Genomic DNA, 16,647 nt, shown 5'->3' on the forward strand with positions numbered 1-16,647 from the left:
GGAGCACGCATGGCAACCCGCGCCGTCGCCCGTCGTCAGTCCACGAGCAGCGCCCGCGCTGCGGGCGGGGAGACAGTCGACCGCGACCTGGTCGGCATGTACCTCGACGAGATCGCGCGTACGCCGCTGCTCGATGCCGCCAGGGAAGTGGAGCTCTCGCAGATCATCGAGGCGGGCGTGTACGCCCGGCAGATCCTCGACGGCGAGGTGGAGCGTGACGGGGACATGCCCGCCCGCGAGGAGCTGGAAGCCCTGGCCGCCGAAGGCGAGCGCGCCAAGGAAGTCTTCATCCGGTCCAACCTCCGCCTGGTCGTGGCCGTCGCCCGCCGCTACCCGCGCAGCGGCCTGCCCCTGCTCGACCTCATCCAGGAGGGCAACGCCGGCCTGGTCCGCGCCGTCGAGAAGTTCGACTACGCCAAGGGCTTCAAGTTCTCCACGTACGCCACGTGGTGGATCCGCCAGGCCATCACCCGTTCCATCGCGGACCAGTCCCGCACCATCCGCCTCCCCGTGCACCTCGTGGAGGAGCTCGGCCGGATCCGCCGGATCCAGCGCGAGTTCAACCGGGAGAACGGCCGGGATCCGGAGCACGCCGAGATCGCCGCCGAGCTCGACTCCACCGAGAAGCGCGTGGGCGACGTCCTGGACTGGGCGCGCGATCCGGTCAGCCTCAACATGCCGGTGGACGACGAGGGCGACACCCAGTTCGGTGACCTCCTGGAGGACACCTCCGCGATCTCGCCCGAGCAGTCCGTGCTCTCGCTGCTGCGCAGCGAGGAGCTGGAGGACCTCCTCGGCAAGCTCGACCAGCGCACCGCCTCCATCATCAAGATGCGCTACGGCATCGAGGACGGCCGCGAGCGCACCCTGACCGAGGTCGGCAAGCAGCACGGCCTGACCCGTGAGCGGATCCGCCAGATCGAGAAGCACGCCCTGCTGGAGCTCAAGCGCATGGCCCGGGACACCGGCTTCGACGCGGTGGCCTGACCGGGCCGCCTGCCGCTCCCGCCCCTGAACGAGCCCCGGTGCCTTCCCCCCTGGCGCCGGGGCTCCCCGCTGTCCGGGGGCGCCGAGGGGGCCGGCGTCAGACCCGCGCCCCGCCGGCCCGCGCCAGCCGCGCGCCCAGCGCCCCGGCCGCCTCCGCCAGGAACCCCGGCTCCCGCACGGTGAACTCCAGCCCCGTCAGCGCCATCCGGGCCGCCAGCCACTCCGGCGCGTCCCCGCTCTCGAAGCGCACCCGCGCCCCGCCCGCCTCCCCGACGGCCGCCTCGCGCAGCCACGCCGGCAGCTCCTCGGGGGGCACGGCGAAGGACACGTCCACCGGGTACCTCCGGGTCCCCCGCAGCGCCCTGCGGACGAACTCGGACGCCTCCATCGGCAGCGGGCGCGGGGCGAACCGGGCCCCCGTCGCGAAGGGCTCGCTCACCCGGTCCACCCGGAAGGTGCGCCAGTCCTCCCGCTCCAGGTCGTAGGCGACGAGGTACCAGCGGCTCCCCGTGCTCACCAGCCGGTACGGCTCCACCAGCCGGCGCGAATCCGCCCCGTCCCGCGCCCGGTACGCGAACCGCAGCCGCTCCGGCCCGGCCACCGCGCCGGCCATCGCCGTCAGCGTCCGCGGGTCCACGGTCGCCCCGTCCCCCCGGGTCACCGCGACCGTCGCCGACTGCAGGGCGCCCACCCGGTGCCGCAGCCGGGCAGGCAGGACCTGCTCCAGCTTCGCGAGGGCCCGTACGGAGGCCTCCTCGACCCCCTCGATGGCGTGGCCGGCCCCCGCGCGCAGCCCCACCGCGATCGCCACGGCCTCCTCGTCGTCGAGCAGCAGCGGTGGCATCGCCGCTCCGGCGACCAGCCGGTAGCCGCCCTCCGCACCCATCGTGGCCTCCACCGGGTACCCCAGCTCCCGCAGCCGCTCGATGTCCCGCCGGATGGTCCGCGAGCTCACCCCCAGCCGGCCCGCCAGCTCGCTGCCCGGCCATTCGCGCGGGGTCTGGAGCAAGGACAGGAGGCTGAGCAGCCGAGCGGGGGTGGTGTTCATAGGTCAAGATTGCCAGGTAAGTAGGACACGATCTGGCCTAGATGCGGTCTAGGTTTCTCTCCATGAGCACCGAGACGTCCATGGCATCGCCCGGGAGAAAAGAGAACGGGCCCGTACGAGAAGAGCGGAACGCCCTCGCCGAAGCAGTACCCGCACCAGACGCCCCCGGCGGATCCGCCGCCCCGGGCGACCGCCGCCGCTGGCTGGCCCTCGCCATCGTGATGACCGCGTCCTTCATGGACCTGGTCGACGTCACGATCGTCAACATCGCGATACCCAGCATGCGCCAGGACTTCGGCGCGTCGACCAGCGCCATCCAGTGGATCACCGCCGGCTACGCGCTCGCCTTCGCCGCCGGGCTGATCACCGGCGGCCGTCTCGGTGACATCTACGGCCGCAAGCGCCTCTTCCTCGTCGGCGTCGCCGGGTTCACCGTCGCCTCGCTGCTCTGCGGCATCGCGCCCGACCCGTCCGTGCTGGTCGTCGCGCGCCTCCTCCAGGGAGCCATGGCGGCCCTGATGGTCCCGCAGGTCCTCGCGATCATCCACGTCACCTTCCCGCCGCACGAGCGCGGCAAGGTCTTCGGCCTGTTCGGCGCGATCGTCGGCCTCGGCGCGGTCTCGGGCCCGATGCTCGGCGCCCTGCTCACCGAGTGGGACCTCTTCGGCCTCCAGTGGCGCACGATCTTCCTGATCAACCTGCCCGTCGGCATCGCGGCCGTGCTCCTGGGCCGCAAGTTCATCTCCGAGTCCAAGGCCCCCAAGGCCCTGCGCCTGGACCTGGTCGGTGTCGTCCTCGCGACCCTGGCGCTGGTCATGTTGATCTTCCCGCTCACCCAGGGCCGGGAGAACGGCTGGCCGTTGTGGGGATTCGTCTGCATGATCGCGGCGCCGTTCGTCTTCGCCGTCTTCATCGCCTACGAGAAGTACAAGATCAAGAAGGACGGCTCCCCGCTCGTGGAGCTCTCGCTCTTCAAGGTCAAGAGCTTCGCCGGCGGCATCGCGGTCCAGCTGGCCTTCGGCCTCGTCATGGGGATCTTCTTCCTGGTCTGGACGCTCTACATGCAGATGGGCCTCGGCTGGACCCCCCTGCACGCCGGCAGCACCGGCATCCCCTTCTCCATCGCGGTCTCCGTCGCCGCCGGCCTCTCGGTCGAGAAGCTCGTCCCGCGCTTCGGCCGCAAGGTGCTCCAGGCCGGCGCGCTGGTCATGGCCGCGGGCCTGCTCCTCTACATCTGGGAGTCCGGGCGGTACGGCATGGAGATCACCTCCTGGCAGATGGTCGCGCCGCTGGTCGTCATGGGTCTCGGCATGGGCCTGATCGTGGCCCCGCTGAACGACACGATCCTGTCCCAGGTGCCGCGCGAGCACGCCGGCTCGGCGTCCGGCCTGATCAACACCACCGGCCAGACGGGCAACGCGCTCGGCCTCGCCCTGACCTCCGTCGTCTTCTTCGGATCCATCGAGGACGACCGGATCTTCGGGGTGCCGTACGCCGACGCCTTCCGCGGCGCGCTGTGGTGGGTCGTGGCGGTGCTCGTCGTGATCTTCGCGGTGATGTTCGTGCTGCCGCGCCGGCAGCTGCCGATGTCGGAACGCGAGGGGGCCGTCGAAGGCGCCCACTGACGCCCTCCGCCTCACGGACATGCCCGCCCCTGTGGCGGGTATGTCCGTTTTTCTTTGTTTTCCCCCGGCTGTCTGCGTAAGGTGGGGGAGCAGAAGGATTCACCACCAAACGGATGCAAACCCACAGGCGGCTCGCAATGATCCTCACGGTCACCCCCAACCCCTCCCTCGACCGGACCTACGAGGTCCCCTCGCTGGACCGCGGTGGGGTGCTCCGGGCCGCCGGGGAGCGGGTCGACCCCGGCGGCAAGGGGGTCAACGTCTCCCGGGCCGTCGCGGCGGCGGGCCGCCCCACCACGGCGGTCCTCCCGCTGGGCGGCCCCTCCGGGACCCTGCTCCTCGAGCTGCTGACCGCCGAAGACGTGGACGTCACGGCCGTCTCGATCGCCGGGACGACCCGCTCCAACATCGCCGTCGTCGAACCGGACGGCACCCTGACGAAGATCAACGCGGTGGGTCCGGAACTCTCCGCCCAGGAGTCGGACCTCCTCCTCGACACCGTCCGCGGCTCGGCCGGAGCCGACTGGATCGCCTGCTGCGGCAGCCTGCCGCCCGGCCCGGACCACCGCTGGTACGCCGAACTCGTCGCCCGCGCCCACGAAGCGGGCGCCCGCGTCGCCCTGGACACCTCAGGCCCCGCCCTGGCCGCGGCGCTGCCCGCCCGCCCGGACGTCGTCAAACCGAACGCCGCGGAGCTCGCCGAGGCCGTGTCCCGGCCCCTGGCCACCCTCGGCGACGCCGTCAAGGCCGCCGAGGAGCTGGTCGGACGCGGCGCCGGCGCGGTACTGGCCTCCCTCGGCGGGGGCGGCCAGCTCCTGGTCACCGCCGAGGGCGCGTACCACGGCACGGCACCCGTCGCGGCGGTCCGCAGCGACGTCGGAGCGGGCGACGCCGCCCTGGCCGGCTTCCTGACCGCAGGCGGCACCGGCCCCGCCGCCCTCGCCTCGGCCCTCGCCCACGGCGCGGCCGCCGTACAACTGCCGGGCAGCGTGATGCCGGGCCCGGCGGACCTGCGCCCCGAGGCCGTCCGCGTCACCCGGGACCTGCCGCTGGACCTCCCGCTGTCCGCCGACTGACGGTCACGGGAGCCGGCCCCGCTCCCGGCACGGGGCGCACCGCGGACGGCACCGGTGTCAGCGCACCCGGCCCCGCGACTCCATCGCCCCGCGCGCGGCGGCCTCGCTCTCGTAGACCTCGCACATGTGCCGCCCGTCCGGCGTCGCCGTGTGCTCGACCTCCCACAGGCTGAACTCGCTCCCGTCCTGCAGGACGAAGGCGTGCTCGTACAGGCTGAAACCGGCGTCCCGCCCGTCGGCCAGGCACTGCCGGCCGCCGAACGCCTGCGTGATGTGGTGCGCGTACGCCGAACGCAGCAGCTCCGCCACCGCCTCACCCGGACGGTCGGCGTTCTCCGCGCGGCGCAGCACCCGCCGGGCGTGGTCGGCGGACTGCTCCCCCGTGTACTCACGGCGGCGCTGATGGGGCGGCGAGACGGCGAACAGCGCGCTCAGGGCCGCCAGATCCTCGTCGAGGCCCTCCTGCCCGCAGTCCGGGCCGTCCGGGCCGTGCGCGGCGGGCGGCGCGGACTGCGAGGGGGCCTCGCCGAACAGCCGGGCCACCGCCAGGCCCAGCTCGCCCTTGCTGCCGAAGACCTCGTACCGGGTCTCGCGGTCGCCGCCCAGCCGGTAGGCCAGCTCCCAGAGGGAGGCCGCACCCCCGTCGGACAGCAGGTAGGTGTGCCGGTGGGTCTCCCGCCACAACCCGGCCGACGGGCTGTGGTGGGTGGTGTACAGCGAAGAGCTGTGGGCGAGCGCCGTGCCGAGGCGCTCGACCAACCCGTCCGGCAGGTCGAAGGAGTTGAGGGCGCGGCCCAGGAGTCGCTCGAGGTGCGCCTCGGTTGTCTCGTACGGATCGCTCAAGGTGGGTCTCCAGGCCGTCGCAGCTTGTCACTTCGCGGAAGCACAACGTAGCCCCTGGCGCTGACTCCACGTCCGGGATTCGGTAAAACGTCCGGGAACCGTCGGGGGTTCCCGCCACACCTTCAGGTCAACTTCCTTACGAAAGGCCCTGGTTCGCTCCGGTCCGTCATATTGCGCGGCAGCATGGGTGGTATGGCAACGAACACAGTGGGCGTCCCCCGCCAGGAGGGCCGCCCCCGCATCCGCCCCGAGGGCGAACCGGGCGCCCCCCGCGGGCTGGCCTGGCTGCTGGTGGTCACAGGGGCGGCCGGGCTGCTCGCCTCCTGGGTGATCACCCTCGACAAGTTCCTCCTGCTGGAGGACCCGGACTTCAAGCCCGCCTGCAGCCTCAACCCCGTGGTGTCCTGCGGCAGCGTCATGCAGAGCGAGCAGGCCGCCGCCTTCGGCTTCCCCAACCCGATGCTGGGGCTGGCCGGTTACGCCGTGGTGGTCTGCGTCGGCGCCGGCCTGCTGGCCGGCGCCCGCCACCGGCGCTGGTTCTGGCTGGGACTGAACGCCGGGACGCTCTTCGGCACCGGCTTCTGCGCCTGGCTGATGGTCCAGTCGCTGTACGAGATCAACGCGCTGTGCCTGTGGTGCTGTCTGGCCTGGGTGGCGACCCTGCTGATGTTCTGGGCGGTCACCGCCCGCAACGTCCGCACCGGGGACCTGCCCGCCCCGGGGCCGCTGCGGGCCCTGTTCACCGATTTCGCCTGGGCGCCGCCCGCCCTGCACACCGGGATCATCGGGATGCTGGTCCTGACCCGCTGGTGGGACTTCTGGACGGGCTGACGGGACCGGCGGCCGTACGCGTACGAGGGCCCCGGCGGCTGGACGCCGCCGGGGCCCTCGTCACTTCGCTCCTCGGGACCCGGGGGGCCCTGGCCGGTGGGGGCCGAGCGGAGGGGTCAGCTGCCGACGGAGCCGTTGCCCGACAGGACCGGGATGTTGCTCAGGATGTGGGAGAGCGGCTCGTCACCCTTGGCCTGGGTGGAGTTCTCGGTGCACTGCTGGTTCTGCGGGTTGGACAGGACGTTGATGTCCTGGACGCCGATGTTGAGCAGGGCGATGAGCGACTGGGCGTTGACCTTGGCGGGCAGACCGATGCAGGGCTTGTTGAGCGTGCCCTGGACCAGGCCGAGCTGGGGGCTCATGTCGCCGGTGGTCTTCTGGTTGCCGTAGATCTGCTGGGCACCGTTGCCGTTGACGGTGTTGATCCCGTTGTCGTTGCCGATGGCCATGGCCGGAGCGGCGCCCGCGCCGACGGCGGCGGCGGTGACCGCAGCGGCGGCCATGATCTTCTTGAGCATCATTGATCCTTCATGTCGCACGAGTGCCCGCGAGTGGAGCGCCCTGGTCAACCCTTCCGCCGGGGGGTTGGTTCCGCTCCTTCACTCAAACGGCACGTCCGGGGAGTGCTTTTCCCCGGTGCGGGTGAGGCCGCTCCGGACGTCTGCCCGAAGCCCGTACGCAGCCCCAGGGCCCGGGGCGCCCCCTTCAAGATCGTGTTGCGCTCCGTAGAGGTCGTGCGCACGGTGGGTAAGGAATCGGATTGTTCCCGTCCGCTTTCGCGACCACCGAAGGAAGCCCCCATGCGCACGAAGCCGTCCCGCCTCCGCGTCCTCGTCCCCTCGGCCCTCGCCGTCGTCATACTGTCCGGCGCGGCCGCCCCCGCGGTGGCCGCCGACGGCGGCGGTGCGGCGGCGGCCCTGGAGAACCGGACGGCCGCGGTGCAGGAGCAGATCGAACGGATCGAGGAGATCGGGGCGGCGGCCCCCGGCCGCGTCGCGGCCGGCCCGATCGACGACCTCCTCGCGAACCTCACCAAGACGCTGAACGACCTGCTGTCCTCCCTCACGGGCCTGCTTCCCGACGGGGTGAAGCTGCCGCCGATCGAGCTGCCGAAGCTCCCCGAGGTCAAGCTGCCGGAGCTGCCCGCGGGAGTGACCGTCCCGCCGGTCACCCTCCCGGCCGTTCCGAAGCTGCCCGCCACGCCGGCGGTCCCCGCGCTGCCGGCGACCGGGGTGATCCCCGAACTGCCCGACATCCCGGATGTACCCGACATTCCCGTCCGTAGTTAGCGGGATCGCGGAGCCCAAGGGGCGGCACGGTTACGACTATTGGGCCGAACAGGTCTGCTTCGGCTCGGATTCGGCTCGGAGCCGTGTCGTCCGGGAAGCTGGACCGTTTCGCTTCATGTGAGCCCCGGATCGGGGCAGGACATCGAAGAGAAGGTGCACTCCCCATGAACTCTGCTGCCAAGAAGGCCGCTGTGGCCCTGGCCTCCGCTGGTCTCGCTGTGGCCGGTGCCGCCGGTGCCGCCTCCGCCGACGCCTCGGCCGATGGCGCGGCCGTGGGCTCCCCGGGTGTTCTCTCCGGCAACCTGGTCCAGGTTCCGGTCCACGTCCCGATCAACGTCTGCGGCAACTCCGTGGACATCATCGGCGTGCTGAACCCGGCGTTCGGCAACGTCTGCATCAACGACTGACGTACGTACAGTCGGCACCACACGACTGTGGGCGCCCCCGGCATCGCCGGGGGCGCCCACAGTCGTTCCCGGGCTGCTCAGTTCTGGCCGCCGTTGAGCTGTACGCCGCCGAGCAGCGGGGAGACCTTGGTCGCGCCGTTCGCCAGTCCCAGCACCTCGCCGGGGGCGTTGTTGCGGAGCTTGTTGACGCCCTGGGCGGTCTCGAGGACGTTGCCGACGGCGTCGCCCTGCTCGGCGAGGGCCGCCCCCACCGTCTCGGGGGCGGAGTCGATGACGGGCTCGACGGCGCTCAGCATCGTGTTCCAGCCGGCCGGCAGGCTCATCGGGGGTCCGGCGGGCGCCTCCGCCGCGAAGGCGGGGGCCGCCGCTCCGAGCGCGGCGACGGAGCCGACGACGACAGCGGCGGCCTTGGAGAGCTTCATTATCGAAATCCTCTTCTTTTCGTGGACAAAGGTGTCAGCGGCGACCGTCGCGCCGCTTTCGACCTGGCTAACGATTACCGGCGGCTACGGAAACGCCGACCCGGGGGAAACGCCGGTCGGCCGACGCACGGCAGCGGCCGGAGAACCCGATGAAGGATTCTCCGGCCGATATTTATTCTGATTACCGGTATTCCCGGTCAGTTGATCCGGGACCTGCGGTACAGGATCGCGCCGCCGAGGAGCAGGGCGGAGGCGAGGGCCGCCATGGCCGAGACCTCGCCCGCTCCGGTGGCCGCCAGCTGGGGCGCGCCCGCCCGGGCGGGCGCGGGAGCCGGCGGGGCCCACTCCGGGGCGGGTGCCGGGGCCGGCGCCGGGGCGGGTGCCGGGGCGGGTGCCGGGGGCAGGTGGACCGGGAGGTCACCGGACGGGGGCGCGGGGGGCTGGTCCGCCGGCGGGAAGGCCTCCGGGACGGGGAGCGGCGCGGGTGCGGGCCGCTCCGGCTGGCTGCCGTGCGGTGGACGCGGCTCCGGAACCTCCGCGGCGGGCGGCGCGGGCGCCGGGGCCGGGAGCGTGTGGGGCGGCTCCTCGGGCTGCGGGGCCTGCGGCGGGGGAGCCGGTGCCGGTGCCGGTGCGGGCTGGGGCGCGGGCTGCGGGGCCGGGGCGGGCGGTGCCGGGTGGGGTGCCGGGTGCTCCGCGCGGGGCGGCTGCGGCGGGTGGTCGTCGCACTCCTCCTCGCCCTCGCCGGAGCCGCCGTAGCCGGAGCTGCCCTCGTCGCCGCCCTGGTGCCGGGGCGCCCCGGGGCGCGGCGCGGCGTGCTTGGGGGCGTGCGCGCGGGGTTCGTCGTACGCGCGCTCCTCCTCGTGGCGCTGGCGGGGCAGCGCGTGCCGGCCGCCCGGGCGCTCCTCGAGGTAGCGCTCGAAGGCCTCGGCGTGCTCGGGGCTCAGGTAGCGCTCGGAGTCGTGCCCGGTGTCGTGGTCGGTGCGGGAGCCGGTGGAGTTGACGCAGGTGTTCCGGAAGGCCGGGTTGAGCGCCGCGCCTGCGTCCACGCTGTTGCCGCACAGGTTCGGCGTGACCGTGATCGGTACCGAGATGCTGTTGCCGGACAGCACACCCGGCGAATGCGAGGCCTCGGCCGTCGCCCCTGTATGTGCGCAGGCCACGCCGGTCGCGATCGACAGCAGACTCGAGGCGGCCGCGGCAGTGAGCACCCCCTTGCCCAGTACCTGTCGGCTCAGTACCTGTCGCATGGGTCCTTCCCTGTCTACCGGCGCACGGGCCGGTGCTGAATCGAAGGTGGCCCCGGAGTGCACCGCCGTGCACTCCGAGGCCACCCCGAGGAGGTCTGCCCTTGCGGGCCAAGGCGCTTCGTCAGGCGTTGACGCAGGTGTTGCCGAAGGCCGGGTTGAGCAGCGCGATGATGTTGACCGTGTTGCCGCAGACGTTCACCGGGACGTGCACGGGGACCTGCACGAGGTTCCCGGACACGACGCCGGGGGAGCCGGCGGCGAGTCCGTTCGCGTCGGCGTCGGCCATGGCGGGGGAAGCGACACCGGCGGCCATCAGCGCGCCGGCGGCCAGCACCACTGCCTTCTTGTACTTCATTTCTTTTCGATCCTTCCCGCAGAGGTGTATCCGCTGCATGAATAACAACGAGTGGGCCCGGGAAAAGAAACCGTGAATTTCGCGGGCCTGTCGGGAAATTCACTCCGACGCCTCAGGAGGTCGGCCCCTGAATTAGGAACCGCTTTTCCGGTGCAATTCCGGAAGGGTGTCGGAATGGTGTGTGCCCGGCATGCGGCGAGGCCGCCGCGCCCCGGGGGGTGCGACGGCCTCGCTCGGGGGTGCTGCGCGATCAGCTGCCGGCGGAGGCGTTGCCGGAGAGGATCGGGATGTTCTCCAGGATGTGCGAGAGGGCCTCGTCGCCCTTGGCCTGGGTGGAGTTCTCGGTGCACTGCTGGTTCTGCGGGCTGGACAGGACCGGGATGTCCTGGACGCCGACGTTGACCAGCGCGAGGATCGACTGGGCGTTGACCTTGGCCGGGAGGGCGATGCAGGGCTTGTTGAAGGAGCCCTGGATCAGCGCCATCTGCGGGCTCATGTGGCCGTAGGTGGCCTGGTTGCCGTAGATCTGCGCGGAGTTGTTGCCGTTGACGGTGTTGATGCCGTTGTCGTTCCCGACCGCCATCGCCTGCGGGGCCATGGCGGCGCCGAGGCCCACGGTGGAGGCGGCAACCGCTGCGCCGGCCACAATCTTCTTGATCATTATCGTCCCTTTTTTGCAGGATTGCCCGGTACTGGAGCATCCGGATCAACGGTCTCGCCCCGGCTCGGGTTGCGTGACTTCACCCGGATGCCGCCGTTTCGGGCCGCACGGTTGACGTTCAGGCGTTCACGCAGGTGTTGCCGAAGGCCGGGTTGAGCAGCGCGATGACGTTGACGGTGTTGCCGCAGACGTTCACCGGGATGTGGACGGGGACCTGGACCAGGTTGCCGCTCAGGACGCCGGGGGAGCCGGCGGCGACGCCCTCCGCCGTGGCGCCGCCGTGCGCGGAGGCGAGGCCCGCGCCGCCGGCCAGCACCGCCGCGCCCGCGACCGCCACGGTGCCGCCGCGCATCAGCCTCTTCTTCATCTCCGCATTTCCTTTCGGCCCGAGCGATGTGCACCGGCATAACGACCCGCCCGGGAAGAGGGTGCGTGCCATCGCCCAAAAGGCCGTACAAGCGAGTCCGACGTGATTTCCAGCCCGATTTCTGACAAAGTTCACTCCTGTTTTGTTCCCTTGATCGAAAATGGAGACAGGTCATGGGTTCCTCCCGCAGAATCCTCGGCACGCTCGGCCTGCTGTCCTGCCTCACACTTTCCGCACACGTACCCGTGGCGGACGCCGCGGTGGCCGCCGGGGCGCGCGAATCGCCCCGGGTGCCCTTCACCCAGCGCTACCAGGCCGTCCAGCACGGCGGGCTGGTCAGGGCCTCCAACTCCGCCATCAGCTGCCGCCGCGAGGAGAGCGAGCAGGCCGAGCCGTGCGCCGAGGTCAAGAAGGGCGCGGCCGGGGTCAACGGCGACTTCGAGATGTTCTACGACGAGGTCGACAGGGACCCGGACACCTACAACTCCACCCGGGCCGAGCTCAAGGTCCCGCAGGGCGCGAAGGTCTCGTACGCACGCCTGTACTGGGGCGGCAACCTGCGGGTGGGGGAACAGAAGCCGCCGGAGGACAACGGCCGGGTGCTGGTCGCCGAGCCCGGTGGCGCGTACCGGGCGGTGCTGGCGGACACCGTGATCGGGCACCACACCGACCAGGGCAGCGACGCCTACCAGGCCTCGGCCGACATCACCCCGATGGTGCGCAAGGGCGGGGCGGGGATGTGGACCGTGGCCCAGCTCAACGTCGCCATGGGCCACTCCGACGTGGGTGCCTGGGGCGGCTGGACGCTGGTGGTCGCGTACGAGCACCCGCAGGAGCCGCTGCGCCGGATCTCGGTGTGGGACGGCTTCGAGTCGCTGGCGGCCGGGGCCGGCGAGGCCGCGGGGGAGACGGTGGAGGTCACCGGCCTGGACGTGGCGCCCGGCGCTTCCGGGAAGGCCGGGGTCGTCGCGTACGACGGGGACCGGGGGACCCTCGGGGACTCACTCTCCGTGACCGCCGACAGTGGTCGCCGGGTCAACGTCAGCGATGCAGAAAATCCTTTTAATGATGTTATGAATTCCACCATCACGGAATTCGGACGTCCCTCGTTCGTGCGACAGCCCGAACATATGAATAATCTCGGATATGACGCGGACGTGTTCGATCTGAGCCCCGCCCTGTCCGGTGGCGCCCGCAGCCTGAGCTTCCGGTTCGCGGGTGAAAGCCAAGGTCAATTCCTCGGTGTGCTCTTCGTTCAGACAGACGCGCGCCGCTGAACGCAGGAGACCACTCCCCGTGCGCAAACACCCCTCCCCGGGCCCGTCACCAGCCGGTTCCGGTTCCTCCTTCACCGTCCTCCACCTCGTCCAGCCCGTCGACGGGGGCGTCGCCCGCGTCGTCACCGACCTCGTACGGGCGCAGGCCGCCGCGGGACTGCGCGTCCTCGTCGGCTGTCCGCGCGGCGGCCGGCTCACCGACGACGCCCGCGACGCCGGCGCCGAGGTGCACGCCTGGCGCGCCGGGCGCTCCCCCGGCCCGGCACTGCCCGCCGAAGTCCTCGGCGCCGCCCGGCTCATCCGAGCCCTGCGCCCCGACCTGCTGCACGCCCACAGCGCCAAGGCGGGCCTCGCCGCCCGGCTCGCCGTACGCGGCTCCGTGCCGACCGTGTTCCAGCCCCACGCCTGGTCCTTCGACGCCGTCGGCGGCGCCACCGCCGCCCTCGCCCTGCGCTGGGAACGGGCCGGCGCACGCTGGGCCGACCGGGTGCTCTGCGTCAGCGAAGCCGAACGCCGCGCCGGCGCGTCCGAAGGCATCACCGCCCGCTGGTCGGTGATCCGCAACGGCGTCGACCTCGCACACTTCCGCCCGCCCCGCGGGCCCGACGGGGGCCGCGCCGAGGCCCGGGCCGCACTCCGGCTGCCGGGCGAGGGGCCGCTCGCCGTCTGCGTCGGCCGGCTCTGCCCGCAGAAGGGCCAGGACATCCTGCTCCAGGCCTGGCCGGAGGTGCTGGGCACCGTCCCCGGCGCCCGCCTCGCCCTCGTCGGCGACGGCCCCGACGCCGAGCGGCTGCGCCGCGCCGCACCTCCCGGCGTCCACTTCGCCGGCGCCGTCGCGGACATCCGACCGTGGCTTCGCGCCGCCGATCTCGTTGTACTGCCGTCGCGGTGGGAAGGCATGGCGCTCGCCCCGCTCGAAGCCATGGCCTGTGGCCGCCCGGTCCTGGTCTCCGACGTCAGCGGTGCCCGGGAGAGCCTGCCGTCCGGCCAGGGACGGCTCTGTTTGGTACCGCCGGAGGACCCGACGGCGCTGGCCAAGGCCCTGGGACGGCTGCTCGCCGAACCGCGGCTGCTCACCGAACTCGGGGAGCAGGCCCAGCAGCACGCCCGGACGGAGTTCGACGTGCGGCGGACCTCGGACGCGGTCACCGGCCTGTACCACGAACTGCTGGGCAGGCCCCGGCCCTTGAACCAGGAGCGCATCAGCCGATGACGATGGACAGCGCACCCGCCCGGCACACCGGGCAGGGCGGCACGGGGCACGCCGGCGGCAGCGCCTTCGCCCCCGCGGCTCCCGCCGAAACCCGCCGTGCCGTGACCGCCATCCACCCCCCGCGCGGGCCCCGCGCCGACCGGGCCCGCTCCGCGGTCCGGCCGCAGCGGGCCCGCCGCCGCGAAGCCGTCGCCGTGCTGCTGACCGCCGACGCGCTGGCCGCCGCCGTCACCGCGACCGCCCTGCCCGCCGGCACCGTGCCCCCCGAGGCCGTGCTGCCCGCCGCCGCCCTGCTCACCGCCCTGCACGCGCAGGCCGGGCTCTACCGGCCCCGCCTCGCCCCCTCCGCGCTGCGCGACGCGCCCGCGCTGGCCGGACGGGCCGCCGTGCTCTGGTGCGGGGCCGGCGCCGTGCTCGCCGCCGTCGCACCGCAACGCGCCCTCGGCTGGGGCGTGCTGCTCGGCGCCGTCTGCGTCCAGGTCGTACTCGCCTGCGCGGGACGCGGGTTCGTCAACCAGCTCCGCCGCCGCGCCGCCGTACGACGGCCCGTCTCGGCGCTCGTGGTCGGCACCGGCGACGGCACCGGCGCCATCGCCGCCGCACTGCACGGCCGCCCCGAGTACGGACTGCGCCCCGTCGGGATCGCCGACACCGCCGCACCCGCCGGCGTCGACGCCGGCCAGCTCCCCGTACTCACCACCCACGAGGACATCCGGCGCGCCGTCATCCAGAACTCCGTCCGGCACGCCGTCTTCACCCGCCCGCCCGAAGCCGACGAACGCACCGCCTCCCTCGTCCGGCTCTTCCACGACCACGGCTGCCGGCTCTGGCTCGCCGACCCGGCCGGAACCGCCAAGGTCACCGGCATGCGCGTCGCGCAGCCCGCCGACCAGCTGTGGGGGTACGCCGTACAGCCGCTGCTGCCACGCCCCTCCCGCCCGCTGGAACGGGCCGTGAAGCGGGCCGTCGACTCCTGCCTCGCGGCCCTCGCGCTGCTCGCCGCCGCCCCCGTGATGGGCGCCTGCGCCCTCGCCGTACGGCTCTCCGACGGACCCGGGGTGATCTTCCGTCAGGAGCGGGTCGGCCTCTACGGACGGCCCTTCACCCTGCTGAAGTTCCGCACCCTGCGCGCCGACGAACACGAGTCCGCCACCCGCTGGACCGTCGCCGGAGACCGCCGGATGAGCCCGGTCGGCTCCTTCCTGCGCAAGTCCTCGCTGGACGAGCTGCCGCAGCTGTGGAACGTCGTACGCGGTGACATGAGCCTGGTCGGCCCGCGCCCCGAACGGCCCTTCTTCGTCGCCAAGTTCAGCACCGTCCACCCCGGCTACGAGGCCCGCCACCGGATGCCCGTCGGCATCACCGGACTCGCCCAGATCAACGGGCTGCGCGGGGACACCTCCATCGAGGACCGGGCCCGCTTCGACAACCACTACATCGACACGTGGTCGCTGTGGCAGGACCTGTGGATCCTGGCCCGCACCGCGGCCTCCTTCTTCCGCTTCCGGCTGGGAGGGAGCTGAGCATGAGCCTCGCCGCGTCCGCTCCCCCGTACGCCCTCGACACGGGCCCGCTGCGCCGGCACTGGCCGCTGCTGCCGCTCGCCGCGACGGTGCTCTTCCTCCTCGCCCCGCTCCCCGCCGGCGACGCGACCGCCTCCGGGAAGGTCGGCCCCGCCGACGCCGCCTCGCTGCTGCTCGTCCTCGTCTGCGCCGTCCAGGCCCTGCGCGGCCGGGTGCGGACCCTGACCCCGCTCGGCGTCCTCGTGCTCGGCGCCCCGGGCGTCGGGCTCGCGGTCGCCACGATGACCGCCGGGGACCCGTACGCCGCCCTGCCCGGGTTCGTGCGCTACCTCCAGGTCTTCGTCCTGGTCCCGGCGGCCGTGGTACTGCTGGTGCGCGACGCCCGGGAGTTCCGGATCACCGCCGGGTGCTTCGTGGTGCTGGCGCTGGTCCAGGGAGCGGTGGGGGTCGTGCAGTACGCCACCCACACCGGGGCCTCGTACCAGGGCGAGGACGTCCGCGCCGTGGGGACCTTCGGCCCCGGCGACGTGATGGGCATGGCCACCGTCGTCGCGTACGGGCTGGTCGTCGCCACCGCCGCCGCGCTCGCTCCCGGACTGCCCCGGCGGGTCCGCCGGATCGCCGGGGGCTGCGCCCTGGCACTGGTCCTGCCGCTGGTGCTGTCCTTCAGCCGGGGCGCCTGGATCGCGACCCTCGGCGCGGCGGTGCTGGTGATGGCCATGGCCGGGATCCGGCGGGCCCTGCGGGTGCTGGTGGCGCTGTCCGCGCTGGGCGTGGTCCTCGTCGGCGGGCTCGGAGTGGGCTCCGAGATGGTCGCGGAGCGGCTGACCTCGATCACCCAGGTGTCCAGCGCCCCCGACCAGTCGGTGACCGACCGGTACACGATGTGGGCCGCCGCCGAGTCCATGTGGCGGGAACGCCCCGCGGTGGGGGTGGGCCTCAAGGGCTTCCCCGCGCACCGCGACGGACACTCCTCGCTCGGACTGTCCTCCGGCAGCCACACCGCGGGCGCCGGGCAGGCCTTCGTCAAGCAGCCGCTGCTGTCCCCGCACAACATGTACCTCCTCATCCTCAGCGAACAGGGCCTGACCGGGCTGCTCGCCCTGGCGGGCGGCTGGGCCGCGCTCCTGGCCGCGGGGCTGCGGCGGTGCGCGGTGGGGACCGACCGCGCGGTCCGGGACTGCGGGCTGATCGCGAGCGGGCTGCTCGTGTGGCAGCTGACCGACTTCCTGTACGCGGACATCGGCGGCCCGTCGACCGTGCTGACCGGCGTGATCATCGGACTCGCGGCGTGGTGGGCCCTGCCCTCCGGGGCACGCGCGGACGGCCCCGTCTCCGGGCCCGGCCCGCGGGCCGTCGAGGGGCCGGCCGCCCGGTGACCGACACGACGCCCTGGCGGCGGGGGGGGGGGGGGGGGGGGGGGAGGGGGGGGGGAGGGGGGGGGGGGGGGGGGGGGGAGGGGGAGGGGCGGGACAT

At 73.0% G+C, this 16,647-nt stretch carries 18 protein-coding genes; 10 read left to right on the forward strand and 8 right to left on the reverse strand.

Features of this window, described 5'->3' with window-relative positions; genetic code table 11:
- Window positions 1-9: 9 nt before the first annotated feature.
- A complete protein-coding gene (locus ACZ4WZ_RS12190) occupies window positions 10-987 on the forward strand; it encodes a sigma-70 family RNA polymerase sigma factor (RefSeq protein WP_467888668.1) in 978 nt (325 codons plus the stop codon).
- 97 nt (window positions 988-1,084) lie between these two features.
- On the opposite strand, the gene ACZ4WZ_RS12195 is transcribed toward ACZ4WZ_RS12190, so the two are convergent.
- Window positions 1,085-2,035: a helix-turn-helix transcriptional regulator gene (locus ACZ4WZ_RS12195; RefSeq protein WP_467888671.1), complete on the reverse strand. Its 951-nt coding sequence runs from the start codon at window positions 2,033-2,035 to the stop codon at window positions 1,085-1,087.
- A gap of 62 nt (window positions 2,036-2,097) precedes the next feature.
- Here ACZ4WZ_RS12195 and ACZ4WZ_RS12200 point away from each other — a divergent pair, with 62 nt between their 5' ends.
- Both ACZ4WZ_RS12200 and pfkB read left to right on the forward strand, forming a co-directional pair.
- Window positions 2,098-3,660, forward strand: coding sequence for an MFS transporter (locus ACZ4WZ_RS12200; protein ID WP_467888674.1), 1,563 nt, complete (start codon window positions 2,098-2,100; stop codon window positions 3,658-3,660).
- A gap of 137 nt (window positions 3,661-3,797) precedes the next feature.
- Complete coding sequence (gene pfkB, locus ACZ4WZ_RS12205; protein ID WP_467888677.1) at window positions 3,798-4,736, forward strand: 1-phosphofructokinase; 939 nt, start codon at window positions 3,798-3,800, stop codon at window positions 4,734-4,736.
- Window positions 4,737-4,793: 57 nt separating this feature from the next.
- Here the strand turns inward: pfkB and ACZ4WZ_RS12210 are convergent, their stop codons facing one another.
- Window positions 4,794-5,579 carry a DUF6227 family protein gene (locus ACZ4WZ_RS12210; protein WP_467888680.1) on the reverse strand — a complete coding sequence of 262 codons (786 nt, stop codon included), beginning with the start codon at window positions 5,577-5,579 and terminating at the stop codon, window positions 4,794-4,796.
- Window positions 5,580-5,771: 192 nt separating this feature from the next.
- Here ACZ4WZ_RS12210 and ACZ4WZ_RS12215 point away from each other — a divergent pair, with 192 nt between their 5' ends.
- Window positions 5,772-6,410 (forward strand): vitamin K epoxide reductase family protein, encoded by a 639-nt coding sequence (locus ACZ4WZ_RS12215; protein ID WP_467888682.1) that lies wholly within the window; start codon window positions 5,772-5,774, stop codon window positions 6,408-6,410.
- A 116-nt stretch (window positions 6,411-6,526) separates the two neighbouring features.
- On the opposite strand, the gene ACZ4WZ_RS12220 is transcribed toward ACZ4WZ_RS12215, so the two are convergent.
- A complete protein-coding gene (locus ACZ4WZ_RS12220) occupies window positions 6,527-6,928 on the reverse strand; it encodes a rodlin (RefSeq protein WP_467888686.1) in 402 nt (133 codons plus the stop codon).
- 282 nt (window positions 6,929-7,210) lie between these two features.
- Between ACZ4WZ_RS12220 and ACZ4WZ_RS12225 the strand changes: the two genes are divergently transcribed.
- Window positions 7,211-7,699: a hypothetical protein gene (locus ACZ4WZ_RS12225; protein ID WP_467888690.1), complete on the forward strand. Its 489-nt coding sequence runs from the start codon at window positions 7,211-7,213 to the stop codon at window positions 7,697-7,699.
- 164 nt (window positions 7,700-7,863) lie between these two features.
- Entirely contained in the window at window positions 7,864-8,106 is a 243-nt protein-coding gene (locus ACZ4WZ_RS12230) for a chaplin (RefSeq protein WP_467888693.1), read from the forward strand.
- Between the two features lie 77 nt (window positions 8,107-8,183).
- On the opposite strand, the gene ACZ4WZ_RS12235 is transcribed toward ACZ4WZ_RS12230, so the two are convergent.
- From ACZ4WZ_RS12235 to ACZ4WZ_RS12255, 5 genes are all read right to left on the reverse strand, one after another.
- Window positions 8,184-8,528 carry a hypothetical protein gene (locus ACZ4WZ_RS12235; protein ID WP_467888697.1) on the reverse strand — a complete coding sequence of 115 codons (345 nt, stop codon included), beginning with the start codon at window positions 8,526-8,528 and terminating at the stop codon, window positions 8,184-8,186.
- Window positions 8,529-8,725: 197 nt separating this feature from the next.
- Window positions 8,726-9,775, reverse strand: coding sequence for a chaplin (locus tag ACZ4WZ_RS12240; protein ID WP_467888699.1), 1,050 nt, complete (start codon window positions 9,773-9,775; stop codon window positions 8,726-8,728).
- Window positions 9,776-9,896: 121 nt separating this feature from the next.
- Complete coding sequence (locus ACZ4WZ_RS12245) at window positions 9,897-10,130, reverse strand: chaplin (RefSeq protein ID WP_467888702.1); 234 nt, start codon at window positions 10,128-10,130, stop codon at window positions 9,897-9,899.
- A 250-nt stretch (window positions 10,131-10,380) separates the two neighbouring features.
- Window positions 10,381-10,791: a rodlin gene (locus tag ACZ4WZ_RS12250; RefSeq protein WP_467888705.1), complete on the reverse strand. Its 411-nt coding sequence runs from the start codon at window positions 10,789-10,791 to the stop codon at window positions 10,381-10,383.
- Window positions 10,792-10,909: 118 nt separating this feature from the next.
- Entirely contained in the window at window positions 10,910-11,158 is a 249-nt protein-coding gene (locus ACZ4WZ_RS12255; protein WP_467888708.1) for a chaplin, read from the reverse strand.
- A 173-nt stretch (window positions 11,159-11,331) separates the two neighbouring features.
- Here ACZ4WZ_RS12255 and ACZ4WZ_RS12260 point away from each other — a divergent pair, with 173 nt between their 5' ends.
- From ACZ4WZ_RS12260 to ACZ4WZ_RS12275, 4 genes are read left to right on the forward strand one after another with little or no spacing between them, the layout of a single operon-like run.
- Window positions 11,332-12,435, forward strand: coding sequence for a DUF3344 domain-containing protein (locus ACZ4WZ_RS12260; RefSeq protein ID WP_467888711.1), 1,104 nt, complete (start codon window positions 11,332-11,334; stop codon window positions 12,433-12,435).
- Window positions 12,436-12,454: 19 nt separating this feature from the next.
- Window positions 12,455-13,648, forward strand: a complete 1,194-nt coding sequence (locus tag ACZ4WZ_RS12265; RefSeq protein ID WP_467888713.1) for a glycosyltransferase — start codon at window positions 12,455-12,457, stop codon at window positions 13,646-13,648.
- Window positions 13,645-15,171 (forward strand): sugar transferase, encoded by a 1,527-nt coding sequence (locus ACZ4WZ_RS12270; RefSeq protein ID WP_467888716.1) that lies wholly within the window; start codon window positions 13,645-13,647, stop codon window positions 15,169-15,171. Before ACZ4WZ_RS12265 ends, ACZ4WZ_RS12270 begins: the two co-directional genes overlap by 4 nt.
- A gap of 2 nt (window positions 15,172-15,173) precedes the next feature.
- Window positions 15,174-16,550 (forward strand): O-antigen ligase family protein, encoded by a 1,377-nt coding sequence (locus tag ACZ4WZ_RS12275; RefSeq protein ID WP_467888719.1) that lies wholly within the window; start codon window positions 15,174-15,176, stop codon window positions 16,548-16,550.
- Window positions 16,551-16,647: the final 97 nt, after the last annotated feature.

It is taken from the genome of Streptomyces sp. NPDC029122 (assembly GCF_055569445.1).

Coding starts and splice junctions, on each gene's coding strand:
- ACZ4WZ_RS12240 (WP_467888699.1), bottom strand. CDS start 9,775: ATGCGACAGGTACTGAGCCGACAGGTACTGGGCAAGGGGGTGCTCACT.
- ACZ4WZ_RS12220 (WP_467888686.1), bottom strand. CDS start 6,928: ATGCTCAAGAAGATCATGGCCGCCGCTGCGGTCACCGCCGCCGCCGTC.
- ACZ4WZ_RS12250 (WP_467888705.1), bottom strand. CDS start 10,791: ATGATCAAGAAGATTGTGGCCGGCGCAGCGGTTGCCGCCTCCACCGTG.
- ACZ4WZ_RS12215 (WP_467888682.1), top strand. CDS start 5,772: ATGGCAACGAACACAGTGGGCGTCCCCCGCCAGGAGGGCCGCCCCCGC.
- ACZ4WZ_RS12235 (WP_467888697.1), bottom strand. CDS start 8,528: ATGAAGCTCTCCAAGGCCGCCGCTGTCGTCGTCGGCTCCGTCGCCGCG.
- ACZ4WZ_RS12195 (WP_467888671.1), bottom strand. CDS start 2,035: ATGAACACCACCCCCGCTCGGCTGCTCAGCCTCCTGTCCTTGCTCCAG.
- ACZ4WZ_RS12200 (WP_467888674.1), top strand. CDS start 2,098: ATGAGCACCGAGACGTCCATGGCATCGCCCGGGAGAAAAGAGAACGGG.
- pfkB (WP_467888677.1), top strand. CDS start 3,798: ATGATCCTCACGGTCACCCCCAACCCCTCCCTCGACCGGACCTACGAG.
- ACZ4WZ_RS12255 (WP_467888708.1), bottom strand. CDS start 11,158: ATGAAGAAGAGGCTGATGCGCGGCGGCACCGTGGCGGTCGCGGGCGCG.
- ACZ4WZ_RS12225 (WP_467888690.1), top strand. CDS start 7,211: ATGCGCACGAAGCCGTCCCGCCTCCGCGTCCTCGTCCCCTCGGCCCTC.
- ACZ4WZ_RS12270 (WP_467888716.1), top strand. CDS start 13,645: ATGACGATGGACAGCGCACCCGCCCGGCACACCGGGCAGGGCGGCACG.
- ACZ4WZ_RS12260 (WP_467888711.1), top strand. CDS start 11,332: ATGGGTTCCTCCCGCAGAATCCTCGGCACGCTCGGCCTGCTGTCCTGC.
- ACZ4WZ_RS12245 (WP_467888702.1), bottom strand. CDS start 10,130: ATGAAGTACAAGAAGGCAGTGGTGCTGGCCGCCGGCGCGCTGATGGCC.
- ACZ4WZ_RS12275 (WP_467888719.1), top strand. CDS start 15,174: ATGAGCCTCGCCGCGTCCGCTCCCCCGTACGCCCTCGACACGGGCCCG.
- ACZ4WZ_RS12230 (WP_467888693.1), top strand. CDS start 7,864: ATGAACTCTGCTGCCAAGAAGGCCGCTGTGGCCCTGGCCTCCGCTGGT.
- ACZ4WZ_RS12190 (WP_467888668.1), top strand. CDS start 10: ATGGCAACCCGCGCCGTCGCCCGTCGTCAGTCCACGAGCAGCGCCCGC.